Annotated in this window: 24 protein-coding genes and 1 riboswitch; of the genes, 11 read left to right on the forward strand and 13 right to left on the reverse strand. The window is 72.1% G+C overall.

The genetic code is table 11. The features are described from left to right. Positions 1–44 precede the first annotated feature (44 nt). Complete coding sequence (locus ACIP5O_RS15085; protein WP_401293044.1) at positions 45–1,460, forward strand: M1 family metallopeptidase; 1,416 nt, start codon at positions 45–47, stop codon at positions 1,458–1,460. Between the two features lie 208 nt (positions 1,461–1,668). Here the strand turns inward: ACIP5O_RS15085 and ACIP5O_RS15090 are convergent, their stop codons facing one another. Then, positions 1,669–2,244, reverse strand: coding sequence for a TerD family protein (locus ACIP5O_RS15090; RefSeq protein ID WP_030221799.1), 576 nt, complete (start codon positions 2,242–2,244; stop codon positions 1,669–1,671). A gap of 116 nt (positions 2,245–2,360) precedes the next feature. On the opposite strand from ACIP5O_RS15090, the gene arfB reads away from it, so the two are divergent. After that, positions 2,361–2,798, forward strand: a complete 438-nt coding sequence (gene arfB / locus ACIP5O_RS15095; protein WP_053643594.1) for an alternative ribosome rescue aminoacyl-tRNA hydrolase ArfB — start codon at positions 2,361–2,363, stop codon at positions 2,796–2,798. 28 nt (positions 2,799–2,826) lie between these two features. On the opposite strand, the gene ACIP5O_RS15100 is transcribed toward arfB, so the two are convergent. Next, positions 2,827–3,393 (reverse strand): flavin reductase family protein, encoded by a 567-nt coding sequence (locus ACIP5O_RS15100; protein WP_401293048.1) that lies wholly within the window; start codon positions 3,391–3,393, stop codon positions 2,827–2,829. A gap of 276 nt (positions 3,394–3,669) precedes the next feature. Between ACIP5O_RS15100 and cdgB the strand changes: the two genes are divergently transcribed. Together cdgB and ACIP5O_RS15110 are read left to right on the forward strand one after the other, a co-directional pair. Then, the gene (gene cdgB / locus ACIP5O_RS15105; RefSeq protein WP_401293050.1) at positions 3,670–5,328 is read left to right on the forward strand and encodes a diguanylate cyclase CdgB; all 1,659 of its coding nucleotides are present in this window, start codon (positions 3,670–3,672) and stop codon (positions 5,326–5,328) included. A 108-nt stretch (positions 5,329–5,436) separates the two neighbouring features. After that, positions 5,437–6,408: a CBM35 domain-containing protein gene (locus tag ACIP5O_RS15110; protein WP_401293053.1), complete on the forward strand. Its 972-nt coding sequence runs from the start codon at positions 5,437–5,439 to the stop codon at positions 6,406–6,408. Between the two features lie 44 nt (positions 6,409–6,452). On the opposite strand, the gene ACIP5O_RS15115 is transcribed toward ACIP5O_RS15110, so the two are convergent. From ACIP5O_RS15115 to ACIP5O_RS15125, 3 genes are all read right to left on the reverse strand, one after another. Then, positions 6,453–7,379: a 1-phosphofructokinase family hexose kinase gene (locus ACIP5O_RS15115; protein ID WP_401293055.1), complete on the reverse strand. Its 927-nt coding sequence runs from the start codon at positions 7,377–7,379 to the stop codon at positions 6,453–6,455. Between the two features lie 122 nt (positions 7,380–7,501). Next, complete coding sequence (nagA, locus tag ACIP5O_RS15120; RefSeq protein WP_401293058.1) at positions 7,502–8,695, reverse strand: N-acetylglucosamine-6-phosphate deacetylase; 1,194 nt, start codon at positions 8,693–8,695, stop codon at positions 7,502–7,504. Beyond that, positions 8,695–9,645, reverse strand: a complete 951-nt coding sequence (locus ACIP5O_RS15125; protein WP_125658088.1) for an ROK family protein — start codon at positions 9,643–9,645, stop codon at positions 8,695–8,697. Before ACIP5O_RS15125 ends, nagA begins: the two co-directional genes overlap by 1 nt. Positions 9,646–9,933: 288 nt before the next feature. Between ACIP5O_RS15125 and ACIP5O_RS15130 the strand changes: the two genes are divergently transcribed. Genes ACIP5O_RS15130 through otsB form a run of 3 tightly spaced genes read left to right on the forward strand, consistent with a single transcriptional unit; the run spans position 9,934 to position 12,375 of the window. Then, complete coding sequence (locus ACIP5O_RS15130) at positions 9,934–11,217, forward strand: ABC transporter substrate-binding protein (RefSeq protein WP_401293062.1); 1,284 nt, start codon at positions 9,934–9,936, stop codon at positions 11,215–11,217. A gap of 12 nt (positions 11,218–11,229) precedes the next feature. After that, on the forward strand, positions 11,230–11,502 hold the full coding sequence (locus tag ACIP5O_RS15135; RefSeq protein WP_401293066.1) for a DUF3263 domain-containing protein: 273 nt from the start codon (positions 11,230–11,232) through the stop codon (positions 11,500–11,502). A 30-nt stretch (positions 11,503–11,532) separates the two neighbouring features. Then, the gene (otsB, locus tag ACIP5O_RS15140; protein ID WP_401293069.1) at positions 11,533–12,375 is read left to right on the forward strand and encodes a trehalose-phosphatase; all 843 of its coding nucleotides are present in this window, start codon (positions 11,533–11,535) and stop codon (positions 12,373–12,375) included. Between the two features lie 19 nt (positions 12,376–12,394). Here the strand turns inward: otsB and ACIP5O_RS15145 are convergent, their stop codons facing one another. From ACIP5O_RS15145 to ACIP5O_RS15170, 6 genes are all read right to left on the reverse strand, one after another. Then, entirely contained in the window at positions 12,395–13,114 is a 720-nt protein-coding gene (locus tag ACIP5O_RS15145; RefSeq protein WP_401293072.1) for a hypothetical protein, read from the reverse strand. A gap of 843 nt (positions 13,115–13,957) precedes the next feature. Then, the gene (locus tag ACIP5O_RS15150; protein ID WP_401293075.1) at positions 13,958–14,491 is read right to left on the reverse strand and encodes a hypothetical protein; all 534 of its coding nucleotides are present in this window, start codon (positions 14,489–14,491) and stop codon (positions 13,958–13,960) included. Then, positions 14,492–16,489 carry a pre-toxin TG domain-containing protein gene (locus ACIP5O_RS15155; RefSeq protein WP_401293077.1) on the reverse strand — a complete coding sequence of 666 codons (1,998 nt, stop codon included), beginning with the start codon at positions 16,487–16,489 and terminating at the stop codon, positions 14,492–14,494. A 203-nt stretch (positions 16,490–16,692) separates the two neighbouring features. Next, positions 16,693–18,054 carry a trehalose-6-phosphate synthase gene (locus ACIP5O_RS15160; RefSeq protein ID WP_401293080.1) on the reverse strand — a complete coding sequence of 454 codons (1,362 nt, stop codon included), beginning with the start codon at positions 18,052–18,054 and terminating at the stop codon, positions 16,693–16,695. A 106-nt stretch (positions 18,055–18,160) separates the two neighbouring features. After that, complete coding sequence (locus ACIP5O_RS15165) at positions 18,161–18,496, reverse strand: hypothetical protein (RefSeq protein ID WP_401293083.1); 336 nt, start codon at positions 18,494–18,496, stop codon at positions 18,161–18,163. A gap of 38 nt (positions 18,497–18,534) precedes the next feature. Next, positions 18,535–19,476, reverse strand: a complete 942-nt coding sequence (locus ACIP5O_RS15170; RefSeq protein WP_401293086.1) for a glucosyl-3-phosphoglycerate synthase — start codon at positions 19,474–19,476, stop codon at positions 18,535–18,537. A 149-nt stretch (positions 19,477–19,625) separates the two neighbouring features. Beyond that, positions 19,626–19,773, forward strand: a riboswitch (SAM riboswitch). A gap of 17 nt (positions 19,774–19,790) precedes the next feature. On the opposite strand from ACIP5O_RS15170, the gene thrC reads away from it, so the two are divergent. The 4 genes from thrC (at position 19,791) to groL (ending at position 24,019) form a co-directional block, all read left to right on the forward strand. Further along, the gene (thrC, locus tag ACIP5O_RS15175; protein ID WP_401293089.1) at positions 19,791–21,077 is read left to right on the forward strand and encodes a threonine synthase; all 1,287 of its coding nucleotides are present in this window, start codon (positions 19,791–19,793) and stop codon (positions 21,075–21,077) included. 32 nt (positions 21,078–21,109) lie between these two features. Beyond that, the gene (locus tag ACIP5O_RS15180) at positions 21,110–21,388 is read left to right on the forward strand and encodes a MoaD/ThiS family protein (RefSeq protein ID WP_401293092.1); all 279 of its coding nucleotides are present in this window, start codon (positions 21,110–21,112) and stop codon (positions 21,386–21,388) included. A 412-nt stretch (positions 21,389–21,800) separates the two neighbouring features. Further along, on the forward strand, positions 21,801–22,004 hold the full coding sequence (locus tag ACIP5O_RS15185) for a cold-shock protein (RefSeq protein ID WP_015035246.1): 204 nt from the start codon (positions 21,801–21,803) through the stop codon (positions 22,002–22,004). Between the two features lie 386 nt (positions 22,005–22,390). Then, positions 22,391–24,019, forward strand: coding sequence for a chaperonin GroEL (gene groL, locus ACIP5O_RS15190; RefSeq protein ID WP_062753193.1), 1,629 nt, complete (start codon positions 22,391–22,393; stop codon positions 24,017–24,019). Positions 24,020–24,144: 125 nt separating this feature from the next. On the opposite strand, the gene ACIP5O_RS15195 is transcribed toward groL, so the two are convergent. Next, positions 24,145–24,891: a class I SAM-dependent methyltransferase gene (locus tag ACIP5O_RS15195; protein ID WP_401293096.1), complete on the reverse strand. Its 747-nt coding sequence runs from the start codon at positions 24,889–24,891 to the stop codon at positions 24,145–24,147. 232 nt (positions 24,892–25,123) lie between these two features. Beyond that, on the reverse strand, positions 25,124–25,846 hold the full coding sequence (locus ACIP5O_RS15200) for a transporter substrate-binding domain-containing protein (RefSeq protein ID WP_401293098.1): 723 nt from the start codon (positions 25,844–25,846) through the stop codon (positions 25,124–25,126). Between the last annotated feature and the right edge of the window lie 51 nt (positions 25,847–25,897).

Consider the following 25,897-nt stretch of genomic DNA (forward strand, 5'->3'; position numbering starts at 1 on the left):
CCACCTTTTCCGTACCACCCCTCCCACCTGCTTACGATCGATCCGTGACACACCTTCACCGGACCCGGACCCGGACCCGGACCGGAGCCGCCGCCCTCGTCGCCCTCGTGGTGCTCGCGGGCGGCTGCACCGGCGCCGACGGCGGGGTCCGGGGCACCCCGGGGGCCGCCGGGCTCCGCGACCCGTACTTCCCGAAGCTCGGGAACGGCGGCTACGACGTGGGGCACTACGCCCTCACCCTCGCGTACGACCCGGACACCGGGCGGCTCGACGGCACCGCCGAGATCACCGCCCGCGCCACCCAGGACCTCAGCGCCTTCAACCTCGACCTGTCGGGGCTCACGGTCGGCGGCGCGAGCGTGGACGGCGTCCCCGCCGCGTACAACCGGGCCGGGGACGAGCTGACGCTCCGCCCGCGCGAGGAGATCCGGAAGGGCGCGGAGTTCCGCGCCACCGTCACGTACGCGGGCGTGCCCGAGCCGCTCGTGGACGCGGACGGCTCCGAGGAGGGCTGGCTGCGCGACGACGACGGCGGCGGGGTCGTCGCGGTCGGCGAACCGGCCGGCTCCACGACCTGGTTCCCGGGCAACCACCACCCCTCCGACAAGGCCGCGTACGACATCGCCCTCACCGTCCCCGCCGGGACCGACGCCTTCGCCAACGGCGTCGGGACCGAGCGCCGGACGGAGGAGGACGGACGCGTCACCACCGTGTGGCACACGTCCGAACCGATGGCGAGCTACCTCGCGACGGTCGCGATCGGGCGGTACGAGACGGGGACGGCGACCGCCCTCGGCACCGTGCCCGTGCTGACCGCCGCCGAGCCGGAGGTCGCCGCGGAGAGCGCGGCGCTGCGGGCCGAGGTCCCGGCGGTCCTCGCCCGGCAGGTGCGGCGCTTCGGCCCGTACCCCTTCTCGGCCGCCGGGGCCGTCGTCACGGAGGACGGGACCCTCGGCTACGCCCTGGAGACCCAGACCCGGCCCGTCTTCCCGGCCTCCTCCTTCGACCGGACGACCCTCGTCCACGAGCTGGCCCACCAGTGGTTCGGCAACTCGGTGACCCCCGCCACCTGGCGGGACCTGTGGCTGAACGAGGGCTTCGCGACGTACGCGGAGTGGCTGTACGAGGAGGAGTACGGGGACGTCCCCGCCCGCACCGCCTTCGAGCGGGCCTTCCGGGAGAAGGCCAACTGGGCCTTCCCGCCGGCCGCCCCGCCCGCCGCCGGGAACCTCTTCGACCCGCCCGTCTACCAGCGGGGCGCGATGGTCCTGCACAAGCTGCGCGAGACGGTCGGGGACGGGACCTTCGACGAGATCCTGCGCGGCTGGCCCGAGGAACGCCGGCACGCCAACGCCACCACCGCCGACTTCACCGCCTACGCGGAGGAGGTCGCGGAGGAGGACCTCGACGACCTGTGGGACGTCTGGCTGTACGGCGACGAGAAGCCGGACACGCCCTGACCTCCTGCCGGCTCCCTGCTCGGCACCACGCACGGGCGCCCGCGCGCAGTCCCGGCGACGCCGTCCTCCAGGACCTCGGGGGCGGGGGCTTCGACGATCACGCGGCAACGGCAGAGCCCCGGCGGGGGTCCCGCCGGGGCTCTCGGGATCAGCGATCCGCCGTGTCCGTCAGAGGTCGACGCCCTGCGTCAGAGGCCGACGCCCTGCGTCAGAGGTTGACGCCGAAGTCGCGGGCGATGCCCTCCAGGCCCGAGGCGTAGCCCTGGCCGACGGCGCGGAACTTCCACTCGGCGCCGTTGCGGTACAGCTCGCCGAAGACCATGGCGGTCTCGGTGGCGGCGTCCTCGGAGAGGTCGTAGCGGGCGAGCTCGGCGCCGCCGGCCTGGTTCACGATGCGGATGTACGCGTTGCGGACCTGGCCGAAGTTCTGCGAGCGGGAGACCGCGTCGTAGATGGAGACCGGGAAGACGATCTTGTCGACGTTCGGCGGGAGGGCCGCGAGGTTGACGTTGATCTGCTCGTCGTCGCCGCCGCCCTCGCCGGTGCGGTTGTCACCGGTGTGGACGATGGTCTGGTCCGGCGTCGATTTGTTGTTGAAGAAGACGAAGTGGGCGTCGGAGGCGACCTTCCCGGCGGCGTCCACGCCGATCGCGGAGGCGTCCAGGTCGAAGTCGGTGCCGGTGGTGGTGCGGACGTCCCAGCCGAGGCCCACGGTGACGGCGGCGAGGCCCGGGGCCTCCTTGGTCAGGGAGACGTTGCCGCCCTTGGACAGGCTCACAGCCATGGAAAGTCCCTTTCATCGTGGTGTCGTCGCCTGGAGAAACGCGCGCGGCCCCCCGGCGGTTCCCGTTCCGGTCCGGACGGAAATGAGGATGACTCCGACGGCCCGGTGCGGGGAACATGGGGGGCATGTCCGGTCCGTATCCCATCCGCGGCTCCGTCTCGCTCCCCGAGGCCGAGCTCCAGTGGCGTTTCTCGCGTTCGTCGGGCCCGGGCGGGCAGCACGTCAACACCAGCGACTCGCGGGTCGAGCTCCGCTTCGACCTCGCGGCCACCGACGCGCTCCCCGAGGTGTGGAAGGCCCGCGCCCTGGAGCGCCTCGCCTCCCGCCTGGTCGACGGCGTCGTGACCGTACGGGCCTCGGAGCACCGCTCGCAGTGGCGCAACCGGGAGACGGCGGCGGTCCGCCTGGCCGCGCTCCTCGCCGAGGCGACGGCCCCGCCGCCGAAGCCCCGCCGGCCGACGAAGATCCCGCGCGGCATCAACGAGCGGCGGCTGCGGGAGAAGAAGCAGCGCTCGGAGACCAAGCGCACCCGTCAGTCCCGCGACTGGGGCTGACCGGCCGCCGACGGGCCGTGTCCGGCCGTCAGCCCAGCTGCCGGTACTTCCCCTGGAAGTACGTCAGGGGCCCGCTGCCGTCCGCCGGGGACACGCCCGCCGTCAGGACCCGGCCCACCACGAGCGTGTGGTCGCCGGCCACGACGCGGTTCTCGGTGCGGCACTCCAGGACCGAGAGCGCGCCGCCCATGAGCGGGGCGCCGCTCGCCCCGCCCCGCGTGTACGGCACGTCGGCGAAGAGGAGCCGGTCGCTGACGCGGTTCTTCATCGAGAAGCGACCGGCGACGTGCCGCTGGTTCTCGGAGAGGACCGAGACCGCCCAGACGGGGACCTCGGCGAGCAGGTCGTCCATGCGGGAGCCGTTGCGGAGGCTGATCAGGACCAGGGGCGGGTCGAGGGAGACCGACATGAAGGCGGTGGCCGTCATGCCGACGTCCTCGCCGCGCGGGCCGTCGTCGGGGTCGTGCGCGGTCACCAGGACCACGCCCGACGCGAGGCGGGACATCGCCGCCCGGAACTCTTCGTTGCTCACCCCCTCAGCATGGGGGATCGCCAGGTCGGTCACGGGGGGCGGGGAGGCGGTCTTCTGCAGCACCCTCCCGACGCTAGGACGGCTCCCCGGCGGCCGCATCGGGCGCGGGGACCAGCCCTCCACCCCCGCCGGTCCTAGGACCCGTCCGGAAGCCCGGCCGACCCGCCATGACCTGCTGTGACTTGAGTCACAGCGGCCAGTATTTGCTGACCCTGTGTACCGGGTGCGCAGCTCACTGTGATTCAGTGGCAAGCACAGTCCACAGTCACACGCGAACGTGCAACAGGAAGCCGATTCAGAACCCTGGAGTTGCTGTCGAGGTCTCGGGGAGAGCGAGCGATGGAGACCGAGTCGGAGCCCTACGTCCGTCTCTCGACCCTGCGGCAGCTGCATCAGGTCGTGACGGACCTCAACACCGCCCGCAGCCTGGCGGACACCCTGCAGACCGTCGCGGACGGCGTGGTCGCCGGTCTCAACTACGAGCTCGCCTGCGTCAACCTCGTGCGCCCCGACGGTGACCTCGTCGTCGCCGCCTTCGCCGGAAGCTCCGCCGCCGAGGCCCTGATCACCGGCCGCGTCGGCTCCCGCGCCTCCTGGGAGCGCCGCCTCTCCATGGGACGGGCCTGGGGCGACCTGCGGTTCATACCGCACACCGAGGGCTGGGTGCTCATGGAGGACGACGTCCCCCAGTGGCACACCGACGGCCCGGCGCCCCGCTTCGAGGACGAGTGGCACCCGCACGACCGGCTCTACGCCCCGATGTACGCCTCCGGCTCCGGTCGCGAGCTCCTCGGCGTCATATCCGTCGACCGCCCGCGCAACGGCCGGCACCCCGGCCCCTGGGGCCAGGAGGCGCTCCAGATGTACGCCTCGCAGTCGGCCATCGCCATCAGCAACGCCCGCCTCCGCTCCAACATGCAGCGGGCCCTGGTCCGGCTCGAACGGGAGCAGCAGGCCCTGCGCGCCAGCGAGGAGTCCTTCCGGCAGGCCTTCGAGTACGCCCCCTCCGGCATGGCCATCGCCGAGATGGGCGGCGACCAGCACGGCCGGCTCCTGCGCACCAACGACGCCCTGTGCCGGCTCCTCGGCCGCCCCGCCTCCGTGATGCGCCGCTACTCCTTCGCCGACCTCGTCCACCCCGAGGACATCGGCACCCTGCTGCGGACCTCCGCCGAGGGCGGCCGGGCCGAGCTGCGGCTCGCCCGCCGCGACGGCACCTACGTCTGGGTCTCCCTGCGGAACTCGGTGGTCGCCGACACCGCCGACGGCCCCCGCTTCCTCCTCACCCACGTCGAGGACATCGAGGAGCGCAAGCGCCACGAGCTCCAGCTCGCCCACCGCGCCTCGCACGACGCCCTCACCGGCCTGCCCAACAGCGCCGAGCTGCGCTCCCGGCTCTCCGCGCGCCTCTGCGAGCGCCCGGCGGACGCCCCGGGCGCGTACGGCGACGGATACGGGTACGGGCCGCCCGGCGCCGGCTACGAGCCGTACGAGCACGAACACGAGCACGGCTTCGGCTTCGAGCCGGCGGACGGCGCGGGGCCGTACGACCACCACGTCCACATGGTGGCGCCCCCGGGCGGCGAGACCGACGACGGCACCAAGGGGCTCGCGGTCCTCTTCTGCGACCTCGACGGCTTCAAGTCGATCAACGACCGCTTCGGGCACCACACCGGCGACGCCGTCCTCATCGAGGTGGCCCGGCGGCTCACCACCGGCGTGCGGGACGGGGACACCGTCGCCCGGCTCGGCGGCGACGAGTTCGTCGTCCTCGCCGACGGCCTCGGCGCGGCCGACGCCGCCGACCTGGCCGTGCGCCTCCGCAACGCGATCATCCCGCCCATCCGGGTGGACGGCCGGGCGGTCCGCGTCGGGGCCAGTTTCGGCATCGGCTGGGCCGAGTGCGGGATGTCCGTGGAGGAGGTCCTGAACTCCGCCGACCAGCGCATGTACGTGGAGAAACGCTCCCGCGCCAAGGTCCAGCGCCGGGCCGGCTGACGTGTGGGTCCCCTCTCACCGGGTCAAGGGTCCGAGTCGGGGAATGGCCCGTTCGGGGTAGGCTCGGCCGGTCGGCGACGGCTGGCGAGCATGGAGAGGATGACCCGGATGGCTGCCGGTAACGACGGCTCGAACAAGCCCGAGGACGACGATCCGTTCGGCTACCTGTACGAGGACGGACAGGCGGCGGGCGCGCAGGCCCCGCACGGCGGCGGCTACGGCTACCCGGGCCCCGGCCCCGCCCAGCCGGGCGTGCCCCGGACCTCGTACAACCAGGTCAGAACGGTCGGCGACCGCCGCCAGTACGGCGGCCAGCAGCACGCGCAGCCGTACGTGCCGCCGCAGCAGCAGGCGCCGTACGGACAGCCGCACGCGCAGTACGCCGCGCCCGAGACCTACGGCGGCCAGCCGCCCCGCCAGACCCCGCCGCCGGCCCCGCAGCGCGGCGGCTCCGGCCGGGGCCCCAACACCAAGGGCCTGCTGATCGGCGCGGTCGCGGTCGTCGCGGTCGTGGTGCTCGGCATCGCGGCGGCGGTGATCACCAACATGAACGACGACACCAAGGACGACAAGGCCGGCGGCACCACGCCCACGCCGACGGCGTCCTCCCAGCCGTCGGAGACCCCGAGCGGCGAGCCGAGCGGCGACAAGACCCCGGTCGAACTGCCGAAGCAGGACGCGGCGACGCTGAAGCTGGGCGGCTCGGCCACCACGGAGAAGACCGTCCAGGGCGCCGAGGGCGTGGGCGGCACCTACGTCGCGGGCTTCAACCAGGTCGGCGCCTCGGTGACCTGGAAGGCGAACATGCCGACGGCGGGCGCGTACCGCCTCACCGTGCGCTACGCCATCCCGGCCGTCGACGCCAACGCCACCCTGACGGTCAACGGCAAGCCGAACTCCCTGCCGATCGGCCTGAAGAACTTCGTCCACTCCTCGGACCCGAACCTGGAGAAGAACTGGCAGACCACCTGGGCGCCGGTCACCCTCCAGAAGGGCGAGAACGAGATCAAGATCTCCTGCGAGCAGGGCAACCAGTGCAACGTGCTGCTCGACTGGCTGGAAGTCACCCCGGAGAAGTAGCCCCGGAGAAGTAGTTCCGGAGAAGCGGCCCCGGCGCGGGCGGGTCACGGAGCGGCCGAGTCCTCCGTGACCCTCACCCGCCCCAGCAGCTCCTCGTACGCCCCCGCGTCGAACTCCCCCGCCACCGGGGAGAGGACCGTCGCCGCCGAGAGGGCGACCGCGCGGGTGAGGCGGTCCGGCCAGGGGGCCCCGTCGACCAGGCCGGAGAGCAGGCCGGCGACGGCCGAGTCGCCCGCGCCGGTGGGGTTGCCCTTGACGGGGGCCGGTGGGGTCGCGTGCCAGAGGCCCTCGGGGGTGGCGGCGAGCAGGCCCTCGGGGCCGAGGGAGGAGACCACCGCGTGGGCGCCCCGGCGGCGCGCGTCGAGGGTGGCCCGGCGGGGTTCGCGGGCGCCGGTGAGCTGGGCGAGCTCGTCCGCGTTGGGCTTGACCAGGTCGGGGCGGGCGGCGATGCCCCGCCGCAGCGGCTCGCCGCTGGTGTCGAGCAGGACGGGCACGGCGGCGGCGCGGGCCAGCCGGACGAGTTCCGCGTACGCGCCGACGTGGATGCCCGGCGGGAGGCTGCCGCAGAGGGCGACGGCCCCGGCGCCGTCGAGGAGCGCCGTGAAGCGGGCGCGGAAGGCCTCCCACTCGGCGGGCGTGACGGTCGGGCCCGGCTCGTTGAGCTGGGTGGTGTCGCCGCTGGCGGCGTCGACGACCGCGACGGTGCGCCGGGTGGCCCCGGCCGTCTCGACCAGCTCGTCCCGGACCGGGGTCGCCGCGAGCAGGTCCCGCAGGACGGCCCCGGTGGCGCCGCCCGCGAAGCCGGTGGCGACCGTCTCGTACCCGAGGGCGGCCAGGACCCGGGCCACGTTGAGCCCCTTGCCGCCGGGCCGCTCGATCACCTGCGTGACCCGGTGGGAGGCGTGCGGGGTGAGGGCGGGGACCCGGTACGTCAGGTCCAGCGCCGTGTTGAGGGTGACCGTCACGATCACCTGCCCACCCCCGTACTCCCTGTGAAGACCGCTGGAACGTACGTTCCGACGGCCCCTGATCATGCCAAAGGAAAGGCGGCAGGCCCAGACCCCGGCCCGCCGCCCTTGCGCATGACCCCTGATCAGACGGCCGCGGCGACCGCCGGTTCGACGACCCAGGCGCCCTTGCGCATGACGCCCCGCAGGGTGAAGTCGGCGTCGAGGACGACGAGGTCGGCGTCCTTGCCCGGCTCCAGGGAGCCGACGCGGTCGTACACGCCCAGGAGGCGGGCCGGGTTGGCGGAGACGGCCTGGACGACCGATTCGACGGGCAGGCCGTCGACGGTGACGGAGCGCTTGAAGGCGCGGTCCAGGGTGAGGGTGGAGCCGGCGATGGAGCCGCCCTCGACGAGCCGGGCGACGCTGTCCTTCACCTCGACCTCCAGGGTGCCGAGCATGTAGCGGCCGTCGCCGAAGCCGGCGGCGTCCATGGCGTCGGTGATGAGGGCGACGCGCTCGGCCCCGGCGTGGCGGAAGGCCAGCTCCAGGGCGGCGGGGTGCAGGTGGGTGCCGTCGTTGATGAGCTCGACGGTGATCCGCTCGTCCTCCAGGAGGGCCGCGATCGGGCCGGGCGCGCGGTGGCCGAGGGCGGGCATCGCGTTGTAGAGGTGGGTGGCGACGGTGGCGCCCGCGTCGATGGCGGCGACGGTCTGCTCGTACGTGGCGTCGGTGTGGCCGATGGCGGCGATCACGCCGTGGTCGGCGAGGAGGCGTACGGAGTCGAGGCCGCCGGGCAGCTCGGTGGCGAGGGTGACCATCGTGGCCCGGCCGCGCGCGGCGTCGACCAGCTTGCGGACCTCGGCCGGGTCCGGGTAGCGCAGGAGCGTCTCGTCGTGGGCGCCCTTGCGGCAGGGGGAGATGAACGGGCCCTCGAAGTGGATGCCGGCGATCTCGCCCTGCTCGGCCAGCTCGGAGAGGAGCCCGGCCCGCCCGGTGAGGAAGTCCATGTCGCCGGTGACGAGCGAGGCGGCGGTGGTGGTGGTGCCGTGCAGGCGGTGGGTGTGGACGCCCTTGAGGACCTCCTCGGCGGTGCCGGAGGTGAAGGACGCGCCGCCGCCGCCGTGGTTGTGCGTGTCGACGAAGCCGGGGACGAGCCAGTGGCCGGTCAGGTCGATGTGCTCGGCGCCCTCCGGGGCTCCCCCGAGCCCTCGGCCGCGCTCGGGCAGGGAGGTGCCCCCTCCCACGATGCGGCCGCCGTCGACGATCACGCGTCCGTTCTCGACGATTCCGGTGGGCAGCACGACGTGTGCGCCGGCGAGAACCTTGTGATCGGCCATCAGGCGGAAACCTCCGAGTCGGTGGGGCGCTGGGCGGCGAGCAGGTCCCAGGCGAGGAGGCCCGCGCCCAGGCAACCGGCGGTGTCCCCGAGGGCCGCCGGGACGATGGCGGGCAGCTTCTGGAACGTGACTCGCTCCTCCACCGCGGCCCGAAGTGGTGTGAACAAGGTTTCCCCGGCCTCGGCGAGACCGCCACCGATGATGAGCGTGCGGGGGTCCAGGAGGGTGAGCGCGGTGACCAGGCCGTCCGCGAGGGCGTCGACGGCGTCCTGCCAGATCCGTACGGCCGTGGGGTCGCCGGACTCGACGGCCTTGGCGCAGTCGGCGGCGTCGGCCTCCGGGTCGCCGCCGGCCTCGGCCCAGGCGAGGGAGACGGCGGAGGCGGAGGCGTACCGCTCCAGGCAGCCGCGCTGGCCGCAGCCGCAGGCGGTGCCGCCGGGGCGGACGACGATGTGGCCGATCTCGCCGGCGTAGCCGTGGGCGCCGGCCTCGATGCGGTCGCCGATGCCGATGGCGCCGGCGATGCCGGTGCCGAGGGGCACGAAGAGGAAGCGGTCGGCGCCGTTGCCCGCGCCGATGCGGCCCTCGGCGAGGCCGCCGGTGCGCACGTCGTGGCCGAGGGCGACGGGGATGCCGTCGAGGCGGCGGCTGAGGAGTTCGCGCATGGGAACGTCGCGCCAGCCGAGGTTGGCGGCGTAGACGGCGATGCCGTTCTCGGCGTCGACGATTCCGGGGACGGCGACTCCGGCGGCCGCGGCGGGCTCTCCGTACCGCTCCTGGCCGAGGAGGCGGAGGTCCTCCGCGAAGCCGAGGATCGTCTCGACCACGGCCTCGGGGCCCCGGTCGCGCCCGGTGGCGCGGCGGGCCTCGTGCAGCAGGGTGCCGTCCGCCCCGACGAGGGCGGCCTTCATGCCGGTGCCGCCCACATCCAGGGCGATGACGTGTCTCACGGGGCATAGTCTGGCCGCCACGGGGCAAAAGGTCTAGTCCACTGCTGAGGATTGTTGCGTACGGATACAAATTCGATTCCCGGCCCCTCGCCCTCGGTCCCCGGGCGCGCCGCGCGTCCGCACCGCCTCCGCGTCACGTCCGCACCGCGTCCGATCCGCGGCATTTCGGAAAGGGTGTTGCGGAAGTGATACCCGAGTGGTGTAGACCTCATACCCGGACGCGAGGCAGACTTGCGGCCCTGCAGAGAGCAAACGTGCAGCTCAGTGCAGCTCAACGAAGAGCAAAGGGTGGATGAAGCCGTGGAGCGGCGACGATTTCTTGGACTGGCCGCGGCCGCCGCGGCCCTCGGACTGACCGCCACGGTCTCCGGCTGCGGCTCCCTGGGCGGCGACTCCGGCGACGTGACCCTGAAGCTGGTCGCCGCCGAGTACGACCTGACCGGCGGTGACTCCTCCAAGAAGTACTGGACCGATCTCGCCGCCGCCTTCGAGGCGAAGCACCCCGGGATCAAGGTCCAGGTCCAGGTCGAGTCCTGGGACGACGTCGACCGCAAGGTCGCCGAGATGGTCGAGGCCGGCGAGGCCCCCGACATCGCGCAGATCGGCGCCTACGCCGACTACGCCGCCGCCGACCAGCTCTACGCCGCCGACGAGCTGCTCTCCATACCCGTGCAGGCCAACTTCCTCGCCCCGCTCGCCACCGCCGGCGAGCACAAGCGGACCCAGTACGGCCTGCCCTTCGTCGCCTCCACGCGCTCCCTCTTCTACAACAAGGACCTGTTCGAGAAGGCCGGCGCCGAGCCGCCCACCACCTGGGACGAGCTGGCCGCGGCCGCCGGGAAGCTCAAGAAGCAGGGCGTCCGCACCCCCTTCGCGCTGCCGCTGGGCCCCGAGGAGGCCCAGGCCGAGGCCATGATGTGGCTGCTCGCGGGCGAGGGCGGCTGGACCGACGCCACCGACCACTACGCGGTCGACTCCGAGGCCAACGTGCGCACCTTCGACTGGCTGCGCAAGAACCTCGTCGGCAAGGACCTCACCGGCCCCGTCGCCCCCGGCAAGCTCAACCGCAAGGCCGCCTTCGCCGCCTTCGCCAACGGCGAGGTCGGCATGCTCAACGGCCACCCCTCGCTCCTCAAGGAGGCCGAGAAGAAGGGCGTCGAGGTCGGGCAGGTCCCCCTCCCCGGCGTCGACGGCCCGTCCAGGGCCGCCATGGGCGTCGCCGACTGGATCATGGGCTTCAAGCAGAACGGCCACCGCAAGGAGATCGGCGACTTCCTCAACTTCGCCTTCTCCGACGAGAACGTCCTGAAGTTCGCCGGGGACAACGACCTGCTGCCGGTCACCGTCAGCGCCTCCACCCGCATGGAGACCGACCCCGAGCACGCCAACCTGCAGGTCTTCCTCAAGGTCCTCCCCGACGCGCAGCTCCCGCCGGTCGGCAAGACCTCGTGGGCCAAGGTCAGCGAGAACATCAAGCAGAACATCGGCAAGGCCGTCACCCCGGACGGCCGCCCCGCCGAGGTCCTGGGCTCGATCGGCCGAGTGGCGACGGCGGCGGAGGCCGCCGAGTAATAGGTTGGTCCTATGAGCGAGGACCGGGAAGCGACGCACGAGGGGGGCAGCGGAGGCCCTGCCGGTCTCACCGAGCAGGAGCGGGCCCTCCTCGCCGTCGAGCGCCGGTCCTGGCCCGGTCCCGGGGCCAAGGAGCGGGCCGTCCGCGAGCGGCTCGGCCTCTCGCCGACCCGGTACTACCAGCTCCTCAACGCGCTCCTCGACGACCCGCGGGCCCTGGCCCACGACCCGGTCACCGTCAACCGGCTGCGCCGGGTCCGCGAGGAGCGCCAGCGCAGGCGGTAGGGGAGGCCCCGCCTGGGTAGGGTCGGAAGCATGGTCAACAGCCTTCCGCACCCGACCACGTCCGCCGGCCGTGACGGTCTGGCCGCGATCCTCGCGCGGCCGGAGGAGACCGTCGTCGCCCTCGACTTCGACGGCACGCTCGCCGACATCGTGCCCGACCCCGAATCGGCCCGCGCCCACCCCGGCGCGGTGGCCGCCCTCGCGGCCCTCGCCCCCCGGGTCGCCTCCGTCGCCGTCGTGACCGGCCGGCCCGCCGGGGTCGCCGTCCGTTACGGCGGCTTCGCCGGCGTCCCCGGCCTGGAGCACCTGGTCGTCCTCGGTCACTACGGCGCCGAGCGCTGGGACGCCGTCACCGGCACCGTGCAGGCCGCCCCGGTCCCCCCGGGCGTGGCCGCCGTCCGCGCCGAGCTGCCCGGCCTCCTGCACCGGGCCGGGGCCTGGCCGGGCGTCTGGATCGAGGAGAAGGGCCGCGCGGTCGCGGTCCACACCCGCAGGGCCACCGACCCGGAAGGCGCCTTCGAGGCGCTCAGGGGCCCCCTCGCCGACCTGGCCGCCGAACACGGGCTCGTCCTGGAGCCCGGCCGGATGGTCCTGGAGCTGCGGCCCCCGGGCATGGACAAGGGCGTGGCGCTCACCGCGTACGTACGGGAGACGGGCGCCGGCGCCGTGCTCTACGCGGGCGACGACCTGGGCGACCTGCCCGCCTTCGCCGCCGTCGAGAAGCTCCGCTCCGACGGCACCCCCGGCCTCCTGGTCTGCAGCGGCTCCGTCGAGGTCCCGGAACTCTCCGACCGCGGCGACCTGGCGGTCCCGGGCCCGACGGGCGTGGTGGACTTCCTGACGGCGCTGGCGGAGGCGGTGCGGGGGGACTGAGCGGGCGGCCCCTCCGGGGTCAGTTCTGCGCCTGCCGGAGCCGTTCGGCCTGCTTCGCGATCAGCCCGCCCGGGAACGACCGTACGGTGTGGCCGGCGACCGACAGCTTGCTGAAGGTCGCCACGGTGTTCCCCACCCGGACCACGGTGTACTCGGTCACGTGCGGGCCCGCCTCGGAGGGGGCGGTGATCTCGAACCGCGCGGACTCTTCCCCGACCCCGGGGGCGGCGCCGAGGGCGACCGTGCCCTTGTAGAGCCCGGCCCGGCCCCGCTGCTCGTAGTACCGGCAGGTCTTCAGGCCCTCGCGCACGGCCGCGAACGCCTCCTGCGCGCCGGTCCCCTCGTACGAGGCGAGCACGGTCTCGCCGCCGTAGACGTCGCCCTTCCAGTTGAACGTCTGCCCGGCCGCGCTGGGGGCGCTCCGGGCGCCGAGGGCGTCGAGGAAGGGGACGCAGGCGGGCTCGGACGGGGGCTCGACCTCGGGGCCGTCGTCCCCGCGCTCCAGGACGGAGACGGGATTGGCGTACGAGCCGGGGACCACCCCGTCGGGCAGCGCGGCCGCGACCAACTGCTCGGGGGTCAGCCTCCGTACGGTCTCCTCCGGAGCCGGGGACGCCGTCGTGGCCGTCCCCGCCGGGGAAGCCGGCGCGGACGGCTCCGCCGCGCAGCCGGCGGCACCCAGCGCGAGAGCGACCACCAGACCGAGAACGGCGGAAACGTGCGGAGGGCCTGTGCGCATGGGACCTGTCCCTGAACGATGCGGATGATCAGGCGGACGGTACCGGTCGCGCGCGGGGGCCACCAGGGGTTTCCGCCGACCGGACGGGTCGGGGGTGGAAGCGCCTCCGCCCGCGCGGAGGCGAGAGGACGGCGACGCGTGGGTTCCGGCCCCGTCAGGCGGCGGACACGATCGACCGGATCATCGCGGTGAGCACCGGAGACTCCGGGGACGGGCGGCTCGTGCCGATCACCTCGTATCCCCAGGACTCGTAGACCCGCTCTGCATGCGCACCACCGCGACTCCACTCGGGTCCGGGACGTCCACGGGGAAGGGAGGGCGTGATGGAGGTCCGTGGACCGTGTCGGCCGCCGCAGCCCTGGCAGCCGTCTTCGCGATCAGAAGCGCAGGCCCCGGGGCGACCGCGATGGGCCGGGTGACGACCGCGGTACGAGCCGCCGCGTCTACGCGGCGCCGGACCCCGTCCGGCTGCACGCCTGGGTCCAGACTGTGGACGGCGCCCTCGTGGGCGAACCCGGCTCGACCCGCTCCTACGCACCCGTCCTCGTGATCGGAGACCGCCGTGACCACTGACCCCCTCCTGTGGATCGAGGACGAGGTCTGCGGCCTCGGTCCGTTCCGGTCCGACCTCGTGGAGACCTACTGGCGGTGGGGAGCAGGACCTGGCCCTCCTCGTGGACCGCTTCTCCTACGACGAGGTTCCGCCCCGCGTCGAGTACACCCTCACCGAGGCGGACGTCCGCCTCGACGACGCCCTGGGAATTCGTGCTTCGCGCGAGGACGCGGCGGCCACCCGTGGGGGTGCCCGCCGCGCCTTCGGTGGGGGCCGGGGTGCGGTCCGGTTCAGCTCTCCTTCGGCCACCAGGACGGGGACAGGACCACGGCCCGGACGTCGCCGGCCCGAGGGCCGGGCATGTCCGGATCGTCCTCTCCGTATCCATAGGGATCAGGGTCGGCGACGACGAAGATCCTCGCTCCCGTCTCCCTCACCCGGTACCGGCGGACATCGGTCGTCGTCGTGTCGTCGTCGGGCTCGATCGAGTGGCCCAGACGGGTGATGGCGGCGCTCAGCTCGTCGGCGTCCACCCGGGAGGCGAAGTGCCCGTACGCGTTCAGGAGCGGCGGCGGCACCATGGAGGCGTCGCCCGTCCTCAGGCGGTGTACCTGCACGCTGATGCCGAAGCACGACCAGACACCGTCGTGCTCCTCGAACGAGAGCTCCACCAGCCCGTAGTCCCGGCGCATGAGTCCCTGCGAGACGTCGTCGAGGTAGTCGGATCCCAACGCCACCTCCCACGCGGCGGGCGGGGCGGAGATGCCGGCGCCCAGAACGTCGCCACGGGTGACGACGTGGGCGTAGAAATCGAGGTCGGACATCTACATCTTCTCCATGGCGTCGATCAGGGCCTGTAGTTCCTTCGTCCGGTCGTTGCTGAAGCGCCACTGCGGATTGCGGCCTTCCTTCATGGCCCTGGCGCTGGACTCGAACACCTCCTTGGCCCCCTTCGTCACCCTGATCATGTCCGCTCGCAGCTTCGGGTCGCTCTTCAGGGCCGCAACGACCGCGTCCACTTGCTTCTGCGTGGCGGTGCCCTTCTTCAGGCGGATGGCCTCGCCCGTGATGCCGCCCTTTCCGTCCGGGCGAAGCGCCACCTCCATGCCGTCCTTCATGTTGACGTGGGCCCCCTTGGTCACCCAGTCCTGGTCCACCTGGCCGACGTGGTCGACGACCAGCTCGCACTTCGTCTTCTTGGCGTTGTGGACCAGGACCGCGCTGCCGCCGACGAGTACGTGGTAGGTGTGCAGGTCGGCGACGGTGAGATTGTGGACCTTCTGATCCCGGGCGGTGAACGCCGTGACGTCCGTGATCCGGGCAGGGGCGCCGGTGTCGGTCCGCAGCCACATGCCCGGCCGGAGATCCGCCGCGTCGGTCCACTGATCGGGGTGTTCGGTTCGGAACGGGTGGTTCTCCGTCGCCGTGACGCTTCGGTCGTCCTCGGCGTCCTCGGCGTCCTCGGCGTCCACGGTGATCCGGACGAGGTGCTTCTCGCCCTCGGTGCTGATCAGATCGGTGACCGGTGCCGGCCCGGTCCGGCCGGAGTCGGGATCGCTCGCGAGGACGAGGTCCCCCTCCTCGACCTCTTCGATCGGCACGTGCGTACCGTCGGCCAGGAGCACCGGCGTGCCGGGAAGGAAACTGCTGTCGACCAGACAGGCCACGATCTCTTCGCCCTTGCGGGCGTCGCGGACGTCCTCGGCCTTCAGGACCTTGCCGCCCACCTTGAGCCAGCGCAGGACGACCAGTGCGCCGAGCGCGCGATCGGCGGCGCCGAGTTCCTCGCCGGTGGCCATGTCCTTGCCGGTCAGGGCCTCGACGATGCCCTTGCCGTCGCCGATGCCCGGGATGAGGTCCAGGATCAGGCCCATGCGGCGCTGCTGCTCGGCGTCGTCCAGGCCGCTCGAACCGGATCCCCAGGTGTCGCCGACGTGGGAGAAGTCGAAGTCGATGGAGGAAACTTCGCGGAGCTTCTCCGCTCCCTTCTTGATGCCGGGGACGGCCTTGTTGGTCTGGGTCATACCGCGGTTGGCCTGGGCGATGCCCTTGTTCATCTCCTCCATGCCGCGGTTGGCCTTGGCGATGCCCGCGTTCGCCTGCTTCAGGCCCTTGTTGAGGAGGTCGACACCCTCGTTCATCTCTTTCAGGCCGCGGTCCATCTGGGCGAAGCCCGCGTTCATCCGATCGAACGCCGCGTCGAGTTCCTTGAGGTCCTTGTCCCAGTCGAAGAGCGGTTTGACGGGCTCGGTGACCGGGGGCATGGGCCCCGGTTCGGGGTAGCGGTCGCTCAGGGCGACGGTCAGGATGCTCAGGACGAGGAGGGAGTCGGACTGTGCTCCCATCAGCCGGTCGGCCCTGGCGATGTCGGAACCGAGCTGCTCCAGATGGGGTTCGGCGGCCCGGAAGGCCCTGACCGCATGGGTCAGTTCCTCTTCCTGGTGCTTGGCGTCCTCCCCCTTCGCCGGGTCGCGCAGCTCGGCGAGCTTGAGGTCCTTCAGCGCTTTCAGCTCTTTGTTGAGGGAACCGAAGCGCGCTCCCTGGTCCTTCATCGCGTTCTGCGTGGCGTAGAAGAACAGGGCCGTACCGGCGCCGGCCTTGACGGCCTTGCCCGCGAACTCCCGCAGGCACGCCGCCTTCTCCAGGAGTCGGAGGTGGTCGCATTTCGCGTACTTCGAGGCGCGTTCAGCGATCTCGATGAGGCTGAGCTGCTGCTTCTGCTCGGCGGCGTGAGCGCTGCCGCCGTTCCCCGCGCCTGTGGTCAGCAGGACGCAGAGGGCCGTCGCCAGCACGACGAGCCTGGATATGAATTTGTGGTGCATCTGTTCCTCGGTCGATGAGGTCCGCGACGCCCTGGGCGTGCGGACCCGGTTTCCCCCTGACGGGCACCCGTCAGTTACTGACGGGTAGCGTACATCGACTCATTGTGGAATGCATGCGAATGTCGGATTGGTTGGTTTATCAACTACATTCGTGTGAGGGCGTGTTCTTCGGAACGGCGATGCTCCGGCCTGCGTACGAAGCCCTACGCGGGTCCCCTCAGCGCCTCCAGCTGGTTCAGGAACCAGCGCTGCGGAGGCAGGGCCGTGGACGCGGTCGCCAGGCGCTTGGTGCGGTCGGCGCGTTCGGAGGGGGCCATCGTGAGGGCCGCGTGGAGGGCCTCGGCGGTCTGCGAGACGTCGAAGGGGTTCACCGTGAGGGCGTCCTCGCCCAGTTCCTCGTACGCGCCCGCCTCCCGGGAGAGGACGAGGGCGCAGCCCTCCTCCGAGACCACCGGTATCTCCTTGGCCACGAGGTTCATGCCGTCGCGGACCGGGTTCACCAGGGCCACGTCCGCGAGGCGGTAGGCCGCCAGGGAGCGGGTGAAGTCGTCCTTCACCGAGACCAGGACCGGCGTCCAGTCCTCCGTGCCGAACTCGGCGTTGATCTCCTCCGCCAGGTCCGCGACCGCCGCCGTGTACGAGCGGTAGACCTCCAGGTCCTGGCGCGAGGGGTACGCCGACGCCAGGTGGACCACCCGGCCGCGCCACTCCGGGTGGGCGGTCAGGAGCTCGCGGTAGGCCAGCAGGCCGCGCAGGATGTTCTTCGACAGCTCGGTGCGGTCCACGCGGACGATGGCCTTCCGGTCGCCCACCTCCGCCCGCAGCTCCGCGAGCCGCTCGTCCACCGCCGGCCGGTACGCGAGGGCCCGCAGCTCCTCGGCGTCGACGCCGAGCGGGTGCACCGCGACGCGCGTCCCGGTGCCCTGCACGTCCGCGCCGGCCGAGAAGGCCTCGGCCCAGGCCGTCGTGTGGAAGCCCAGCTCGTCCGCGCCGAGCATGCCCCACAGCAGCTCCTCGCGGATGTCGTCCGGCAGCATCCGCAGGTACTCCGGGGACGCCCACGGGGTGTGGGTGAAGTGCGCGATCCGCAGGTCCGGGCGCAGCTCGCGGAGCTGTCCGGGGACCAGGGCCAGGTGGTAGTCCTGCACCAGGACCGCCGCCCCCTCGTCCGCCGCCCCGGCCAGCGCCTCCGCGAAGGCGCGGTTGTAGGCCCGGTAGGACTCCCACCGGCGCCGGAACTCCGCGTCGTACACGGGCTCGCGCGGGACGTCGTACAGGTGGTGGTGGAGGAACCACAGCACCGAGTTCGCGATGCCGTTGTACGCGTCCGCGTACACGTCCGGATCGATGTCCAGCATGCGCACGCCGGGCTCCGCGACCCCGCGCCGGACCGCCTCCCGGTCGCCCTCGCCGAGGGCCGCGCACACCCACACGCTGTCCTGCGAGGAGACGGCGCTCAGGCCGGAGACCAGACCGCCGCCGCCCCTGCGGGTGTCGAGCGAGCCGTCCTCGCCGAGCACGTACGAGACGGGACCGCGGTTGGATGCGACGAGCACAGTAGCCATGTGGCGAACCTAGCCCGTCCCGTAAACGCTCAAACGTACGTATACAAGACGGGGGGATCTCGGCCACGGAGCGTCAGCGGGAGCCCGGGAGGGGCTTCGCGGGACCTCAGGGGTCGGTGCGGTCGCGCAGGGCCGCCCTCGCCACCAGGCCCGTCGCCGCCAGCGCTGTCACCAGGCCGCCGAGCAGCCAGAGCCGCTCCTCGCCGCCCCGCGCCCGTGCCGGGGTGACGGGCCGGCCGCCGTGCGCGCCCGGCGCCGGGGACGCGGAGACGGACGCCGGGGACACGGAGACGGACGCCGGGGACGCGGAGACGGACGCCGGGGACACGGACGTCGGTGGTGCGGGAGCCGCGCCCGGCGCCGTCGCCAGGAGCGAGGCCGCCGCCACGCCCGCCGCCGTCAGTACCCTGCCCGCACCCCGCCTGAAGTCCATGGAACCCATGGAAGATGAATGTAAGTAAAACGGGTCATAAGGGCGCGTTACGCCACGCGGCGGCGCGCGTACTCCGCGATCTCCGTCATCGGCGGCCGCTCCTCCGTGTCCACCGGGTACGTCCGCGGCTCGAAGCCCGCCTCCCCCCGCTCGAACTGGGTCAGCCACGGCCGCACCAGGTGCCCCCGCGACAGCCGGACCTGCGCCGTCCGGTAGATCGTCGCCGCCATCCGGCCGAGCGCGTGCCCGTCCTGGTGCCGGTGCTTGCGGACCCCCACGTCCACCTGCGCGAGCCCGTCCAGGCCCACCGTGTGCAGCGCGTCCACGAGGAGCCCCAGCTCCACTCCGTAACCGACCGGGAAGGGCAGCCGCTCCAGGAGCGAGCGGCGGGCCGCGTACTCGCCGCCGAGCGGCTGCACGAAGCCGGCCAGCTGCGGCCAGTGCAGGTTGAGCACCGGGCGCGCCATCAGCTCCGTCACCCGGCCGCCCTGACCGGGGGCGTCGCCCAGCGGGCGGTCGTACATCGCCTTCACGAGGTGCACCTCGGGGTCGGTCAGGAGCGGGCCCACGATCCCCGTCACGAAGTCCGCCGAGAAGTCCCGCAGGTCCGCGTCCACGAAGCACACGACGTCCCCGCCCGTCACCATCAGTGACCGCCACAGGACCTCGCCCTTGCCGGGCACGGCCGGTATCCGGGGGAGCACGTCGTCCCGCGCGACCACCCGCGCCCCGGCCGCCGCCGCGACCTCCGCCGTGCGGTCCGTGGAACCCGAGTCGAGCACCACCAGCTCGTCCACGAGCGGCACCGCCTCCGACATCAGCTCGCGGCGGATCACGCCCACGATGTCCCCGACGGTCGCCTCCTCGTTCAGCGCCGGCAGCACCACGCTGACCGTCGTCGAGCGCTTGGCGGCGAGGATCCGCTCCAGCGGCCGGTCCGCCACGGACCAGGACCGCCGGGACAGCCAGCGCTCCACCTCTTCCAGCACGTGATCTCCATCTCGCGGTTCGGACGGGCCGTCCAAGCGCCCGGGCCTTCGGTTACAGTCTTGAACAACGCAGCGACCCCGCGCACGTCGGGGTGGCGACCGCGTCGGAGCACGGGAACGAAAGTCCCGGCGCTCCCACAATCGAATACCGCTCATCCAGAGGGGCAGAGGGAAACGGCCCGTTGAAGCCCCGGCAACCCTCCAGTCGGTTCGTCTCGTGATCCACCGAGGCCCCCGGCTAGGGAAGGTGCCAAATCCGTCTCATGGCGAAAAATTCGCCATCGAGAAAGATGAGGAGAAAGGGCCTCCCCTCCATGGCTGTACAGACCGTCGCACCCGCCACCACCGTCGACCTCGGTTCCGCGTCCGGGCTCTCCTGTCGCGAATGCGGTGAAGTCTTCGCCCTCGGCCCGATCTTCGCCTGCGAGCTCTGTTTCGGACCGCTCGAAGTCGCGTACGACCTGCCGGTCGGCGACCCCGAGGAGCTGCGGAAGCGCATCGAGGCCGGCCCCGCCAGCATCTGGCGCTACGCCCCCCTCCTGCCCGTCCCGGCCGACGTCGCCGAGAAGCCGAACCTGAACCCCGGCTGGACCCCGCTCGTCAAGGCCGACAACCTGGCCCGCGAGATCGGCGTCGCCCCCGGCAGGCTCTTCGTCAAGGACGACTCCGGGAACCCGACCCACTCCTTCAAGGACCGGGTCGTCGCCCAGGCCATCGAGGCCGCCCGCGCCTTCGGCTTCACCACCCTCTCCTGCTCCTCCACGGGCAACCTGGCCGGCGCCGTCGGCGCCGCCGCCGCCCGCGCCGGCTTCCGCTCCTGCGTGTTCATCCCGCACGACCTGGAAGAGGGCAAGGTCGTCATGGCCGGCGTCTACGGCGGTGACCTCGTCGCCATCGAGGGCAACTACGACGACGTCAACCGCTTCTGCTCCGAGCTCATCGGCGACCCGCTCGGCGAGGGCTGGGGCTTCGTGAACGTCAACCTGCGCCCGTACTACGGCGAGGGCTCCAAGACGCTCGCGTACGAGATCTGCGAGCAGCTCGGCTGGGTCGTCCCCGACCAGATCGTCATCCCGATCGCCTCCGGCTCCCAGCTCACCAAGATCGACAAGGGCATCCAGGAGCTCATCAAGCTGGGCCTCGTCGAGGACAAGCCGTACAAGATCTTCGGCGCCCAGGCCGAGGGCTGCTCCCCGGTGTCGGTGGCCTTCAAGGAGGGCCACGACGTCGTGCGGCCCCAGAAGCCGAACACGATCGCCAAGTCGCTCGCGATCGGCAACCCGGCCGACGGCCCGTACGTCCTCGACATCGCCCGCCGCACCGGCGGCGCCGTGGAGGACGTGAACGACGAGCAGGTCGTCGACGCGATCAAGCTGCTCGCGCGGACCGAGGGCATCTTCGCCGAGACCGCGGGCGGCGTGACCGTCGGCGTCGCGCGCAAGCTCGTGGAGAACGGCCTGATCGACCCGGAGCTCACCACCGTCGTCATCAACACCGGCGACGGGCTCAAGACCCTGGACGCGGTGGCCGACACCTCTCGGGAGACCGTCACCATCCGCCCGAGCCTGGACGCGTTCCGCAACGCCGGCCTGGCCCACTGAACTCCTCCGGTCCCCCGAAAGGTTAAGAAGCCATGGCCGTGAACGTCCGCATCCCCACCATCCTCCGCACCTACACCGGCGGGCAGTCCGAGGTCCGGGCCGAGGGCACGACCCTCGCCGAGGTCATCGCGGACCTGGAGAAGAACCACACGGGCATCGCCGCCCGCGTCCTGGACGACCAGGGCAAGCTGCGCCGCTTCGTCAACGTCTACGTGAACGACGACGACGTGCGCTTCGAGCAGGGCCTGGAGACGGCCACCCCGGCCGGCTCGGGCGTCTCGATCATCCCGGCGGTCGCCGGCGGCTGCTGAGCCGCGTTTCCCGAGCGGTACCCGTTGTCCCGTCTTTCTTGAATTGCCCCTTCCGCGTCCATAAGCGGAAGGGGCAATTCTGCATGGTTGAGCGCGGTAGAGTTGGGGAAGCCCCCTCCGCTGCTCATGCCGGGCGCATATGAAAACGCGCCTCGACCTGACAAGAAGCAGTCAAACTGTGTGCGCGTTGTGCACCTTCTGCGCGCTTTGCCGGGCCCGACTTGCCCCGCGATTCAGGGGAATCTCCCCAGTTCTCCTTTCCGCGCTGCCCAGAATTCTCGCCCGATTGGCCTGTTGCAGAGGGCAGTTGGACAGATACATTCAGCGGCGGTCGACGCGTTCCGGCGCAGGGTCTGACCCGGGGTTCGTGAAGTGCGGCCCCGCGCAAGGGCCAGTAATAGGGGAGTTAGGCATGGCTCAGGGCACCGTCAAGTGGTTCAACGCGGAGAAGGGCTACGGCTTCATCGCGGTCGACGGTGGTGCGGATGTTTTCGTCCACTACAGCGCGATCCAGATGGATGGCTACCGCAGCCTCGAAGAGGGACAGCGAGTCGAGTTCGAGATCTCGCAGGGCCAGAAGGGTCCGCAGGCGGACATGGTCAAGCTCGCCGTCTGAGCGCGGCGCGATCGGCCACCGACGCAACGCCGTCGAGGGGCCCGCATCCCCCAGGGGAAGCGGGCCCCTCGCGCGTTCTCCGGGGCACCCCGACCCCTCCCCGACCCCTCCCCGGCCCCTCCCGAAACCCGAGAGTCGCTTGCGCCCTCCCGTCGCCCGACCGCCACCCCTCGTCGACGTTCCTTCGGAACGGCTTGCACTCTCATAGGGCGAGTGCTAATCATTGGCGTTAGCACTCTGAAGGTGAGAGTGCTACGAGGATCGGGCAGACGAGGCCGCCGGCCGGGTGGGGCAAGGAACCACGCGGAGCTGCGGAGGCCGTCCGTCGCGGGCGTCGGCGCGGTCCTGGAGCGTTATCCACCCCATGTCCGGGAGGACCACTTCACATGGCCAAGATCATCGCGTTCGACGAGGAGGCCCGGCGCGGTCTCGAGCGCGGCATGAACCAGCTCGCTGACGCCGTCAAGGTCACCCTCGGCCCCAAGGGCCGCAACGTCGTCCTCGAGAAGAAGTGGGGCGCCCCCACGATCACCAACGATGGTGTCTCCATCGCCAAGGAGATCGAGCTCGAGGACCCGTACGAGAAGATCGGCGCCGAGCTGGTCAAGGAAGTCGCCAAGAAGACGGACGACGTCGCCGGCGACGGCACGACCACCGCCACCGTCCTCGCCCAGGCGCTCGTCCGCGAGGGCCTCCGCAACGTCGCCGCCGGTGCCAACCCGATGGCCCTCAAGCGCGGCATCGAGAAGGCCGTCGAGGCCGTCTCCGGCGCCCTGCTCGAGCAGGCGAAGGACGTCGAGACCAAGGAGCAGATCGCCTCCACGGCCTCCATCTCCGCCGCCGACACCCAGATCGGCGAGCTCATCGCCGAGGCGATGGACAAGGTCGGCAAGGAAGGCGTCATCACCGTCGAGGAGTCCCAGACCTTCGGTCTGGAGCTGGAGCTCACCGAGGGCATGCGCTTCGACAAGGGCTACATCTCGGCGTACTTCGCCACCGACATGGAGCGCATGGAGGCGTCGCTCGACGACCCCTACCTCCTGATCGTCAACTCCAAGATCTCCTCCGTGAAGGACCTCCTCCCGCTCCTGGAGAAGGTCATGCAGTCGGGCAAGCCGCTGCTGATCATCGCCGAGGACGTCGAGGGCGAGGCCCTGTCGACCCTGGTCGTCAACAAGATCCGCGGCACCTTCAAGTCCGTCGCGGTCAAGGCCCCGGGCTTCGGCGACCGCCGCAAGGCCATGCTGAACGACATCGCCATCCTCACCGGCGGCACGGTCATCTCCGAGGAGGTCGGCCTCAAGCTGGAGAACGCGGGCCTCGACCTGCTGGGCCGCGCCCGCAAGGTCGTCATCACCAAGGACGAGACCACCATCGTCGACGGTGCCGGTGACAGCGAGCAGGTCGCCGGTCGCGTGAACCAGATCCGCGCCGAGATCGAGAACAGCGACTCGGACTACGACCGCGAGAAGCTCCAGGAGCGCCTCGCGAAGCTGGCCGGCGGCGTGGCCGTCATCAAGGCCGGTGCCGCGACCGAGGTCGAGCTCAAGGAGCGCAAGCACCGCATCGAGGACGCCGTCCGCAACGCGAAGGCGGCCGTCGAGGAGGGCATCGTCGCCGGCGGTGGCGTGGCCCTGCTCCAGGCGTCGACCGTCTTCGAGAAGTTGGAGGCCGACCTCTCCGGCGACGAGGCCACCGGTGCCGCGATCGTGAAGCTGGCCCTGGAGGCCCCGCTGAAGCAGATCGCCGTCAACGCCGGCCTCGAGGGCGGCGTCGTGGCGGAGAAGGTCCGCAACCTGCCCGTCGGCCACGGCCTGAACGCCGCGACCAACGAGTACGTCGACCTCATCGCCGAGGGCATCATCGACCCGGCGAAGGTGACGCGCTCCGCGCTGCAGAACGCCGCGTCGATCGCCGCGCTGTTCCTCACCACCGAGGCCGTCATCGCCGACAAGCCGGAGAAGGCCGCCGCGCCGGCCGGCGGCGGCATGCCGGGCGGTGACATGGACTTCTGATCCTCGGGGATCTCCGGATCCCGGGATCGGCGGTTCATCGCTGAACGCGAACGAGGGCGGCACCCCCACCGGGGGTGCCGCCCTCGGGCGTTGTTGCGCGCCCGTTCACGCCCTCCGCAGAGCACTCACGCCTTCCGGAAGAGCCCCGCCCACAGGAAGGACTCGCCGAAGGACGCCGAGTCGGCGGGCTCGTCGCGCATGCGCCGCAGCTCGACCTCCGCCAGGTCCGCGAAGACCGCGCGCAGGGAGTCGTCGGTGTAGGCGAGGCCGCCGTCGAGCCGACCGCGTCGGTAGAAGTCGGCGTCCGGCAGTTCGGATCCCATGCCGCCCTCCCCGGCGGCGAACGCGGTCAGGGAGAAGAGGCCGCCGGGTGCGAGGACCCGGTCGAGGAGCGCGAGGTGGCCGATACGGCGGTGCGGGGGCAGGTGGTGGAAGCAGCCGGAGTCGTGGACCAGGTCGTACGGCCCGTCCAGGACGCCCGGTGCGAAGGCGTCGCCGCACACGAACCGGACGCCGTCCGCGCCCGCCTCCCGGGCCCGTTCCCGCGCCCACCGGATCGCGGTGGGGGACAGGTCGACGGCGTCCACCTCGTACCCGAGCGAGGCGAGGTACAGGGCGTTCCGCCCGGGTCCGCAGCCGAGGTCGAGGACCCGGCCCCCGCCGCCCGGGAGCAGTCCCCGCCCGGCGTACGACACCAGGCTCTCGTCCGGCTTCGCGACGAAGAACGGCACGGGCCTGTCCCGGTCGGCGTAGAAGCCGTCCCACCACCCGGAGCCCCCGTCCGACCAGCGGTCGGCGGCGGGCGGGAACAGGTCGTCGAGCAGGGCCATGACGTCGTCGATCGTGCGGATGTGGCGGTTGGCGGTGTCCATGCGGCTCCCCTCCGAAGTCCCTCCATTCTAGGGAACGGGACGTCAAACCCCCAGATGAGAAGGGGTGTTGGGGGTTCGGGCGGGAGCCTCGTACGGCTGCTGCGCGGGTCGTCCCGTACGCCGCGGCCCCCCAGGGGCGCGGGCCACGGCATCGGCGCCGGAGGCTTGCCCCGGGCCCCGGGAAGGGGCCTTTCCGGGCTCCGCCCGGGAGTGTTTTCCACCGCCGCCGGCGTCACGCGCTCTGAGGGGCCAGCAGGCCGGTGTCCTGGCCCGCGCGGCGCAGCGCGTCCGTGACGAAGCCGTTCGCCTTCAGCTCCTCGACCGTGTCGCGCAGGAAGGCGAGGGTCTCCGGGGCGCGGGAGGGCGTCGTGCCGACCGCCTGGCGGATCTCCATGAAGCGGCCCTCGATCAGCCGGACGCCGGGGTTCTCCCGTACGTACGCGGTCAGGGGCTGCCGGATGCCCGCGCCCGCCTCCAGGCCCTCGGCGCGGAAGACGTCGACGCCCTCGTCCCCGCGCACGACGGTCGCGTGCGCGAGGGTGCGGGACAGGAACAGGTCGTAGGCGGACCCCTTCTTGACCCCGACGCGGACGCCGGGGGCGTCGACCTCCTCCACGGTGGTGAGCGCGGAGCCGCGCGGCACGGCGTACACGCCCTCGATGACGACGTACGGGGCGGTGAACGCGACCTCCGCCTCGCGCGCCGGGTCCACGGCGAGGAAGCAGAGGTCGGCCCGTCCGTCCGCCATCGCCCCGAACGACTTCCGCGCCGCGTCGAAGCAGAGCGGCTCGACCCCGACCCCGAGCCGCGCCCCGATCTCCCGGGCGAGGTCGACGGTGATCCCGGAGGGGTTCTCGGGGGTGCCCTGGGCGAGCACCGGGTTCCCGAGGTTGACGGAGGCGCGAAGGACTCCGGTGGGGGCGAGGTCGGCGGCGATGCGCTGCGTGGTGGTCATGGGCGCGGAGTCTAGGGAGCGGCCCGGTCCTTCCGTACGGGGGTTTCCTTA

Source organism: Streptomyces sp. NPDC088915 (assembly GCF_044749825.1).
In the GTDB taxonomy this organism is placed as follows: Bacteria; Actinomycetota; Actinomycetes; order Streptomycetales; family Streptomycetaceae; genus Streptomyces.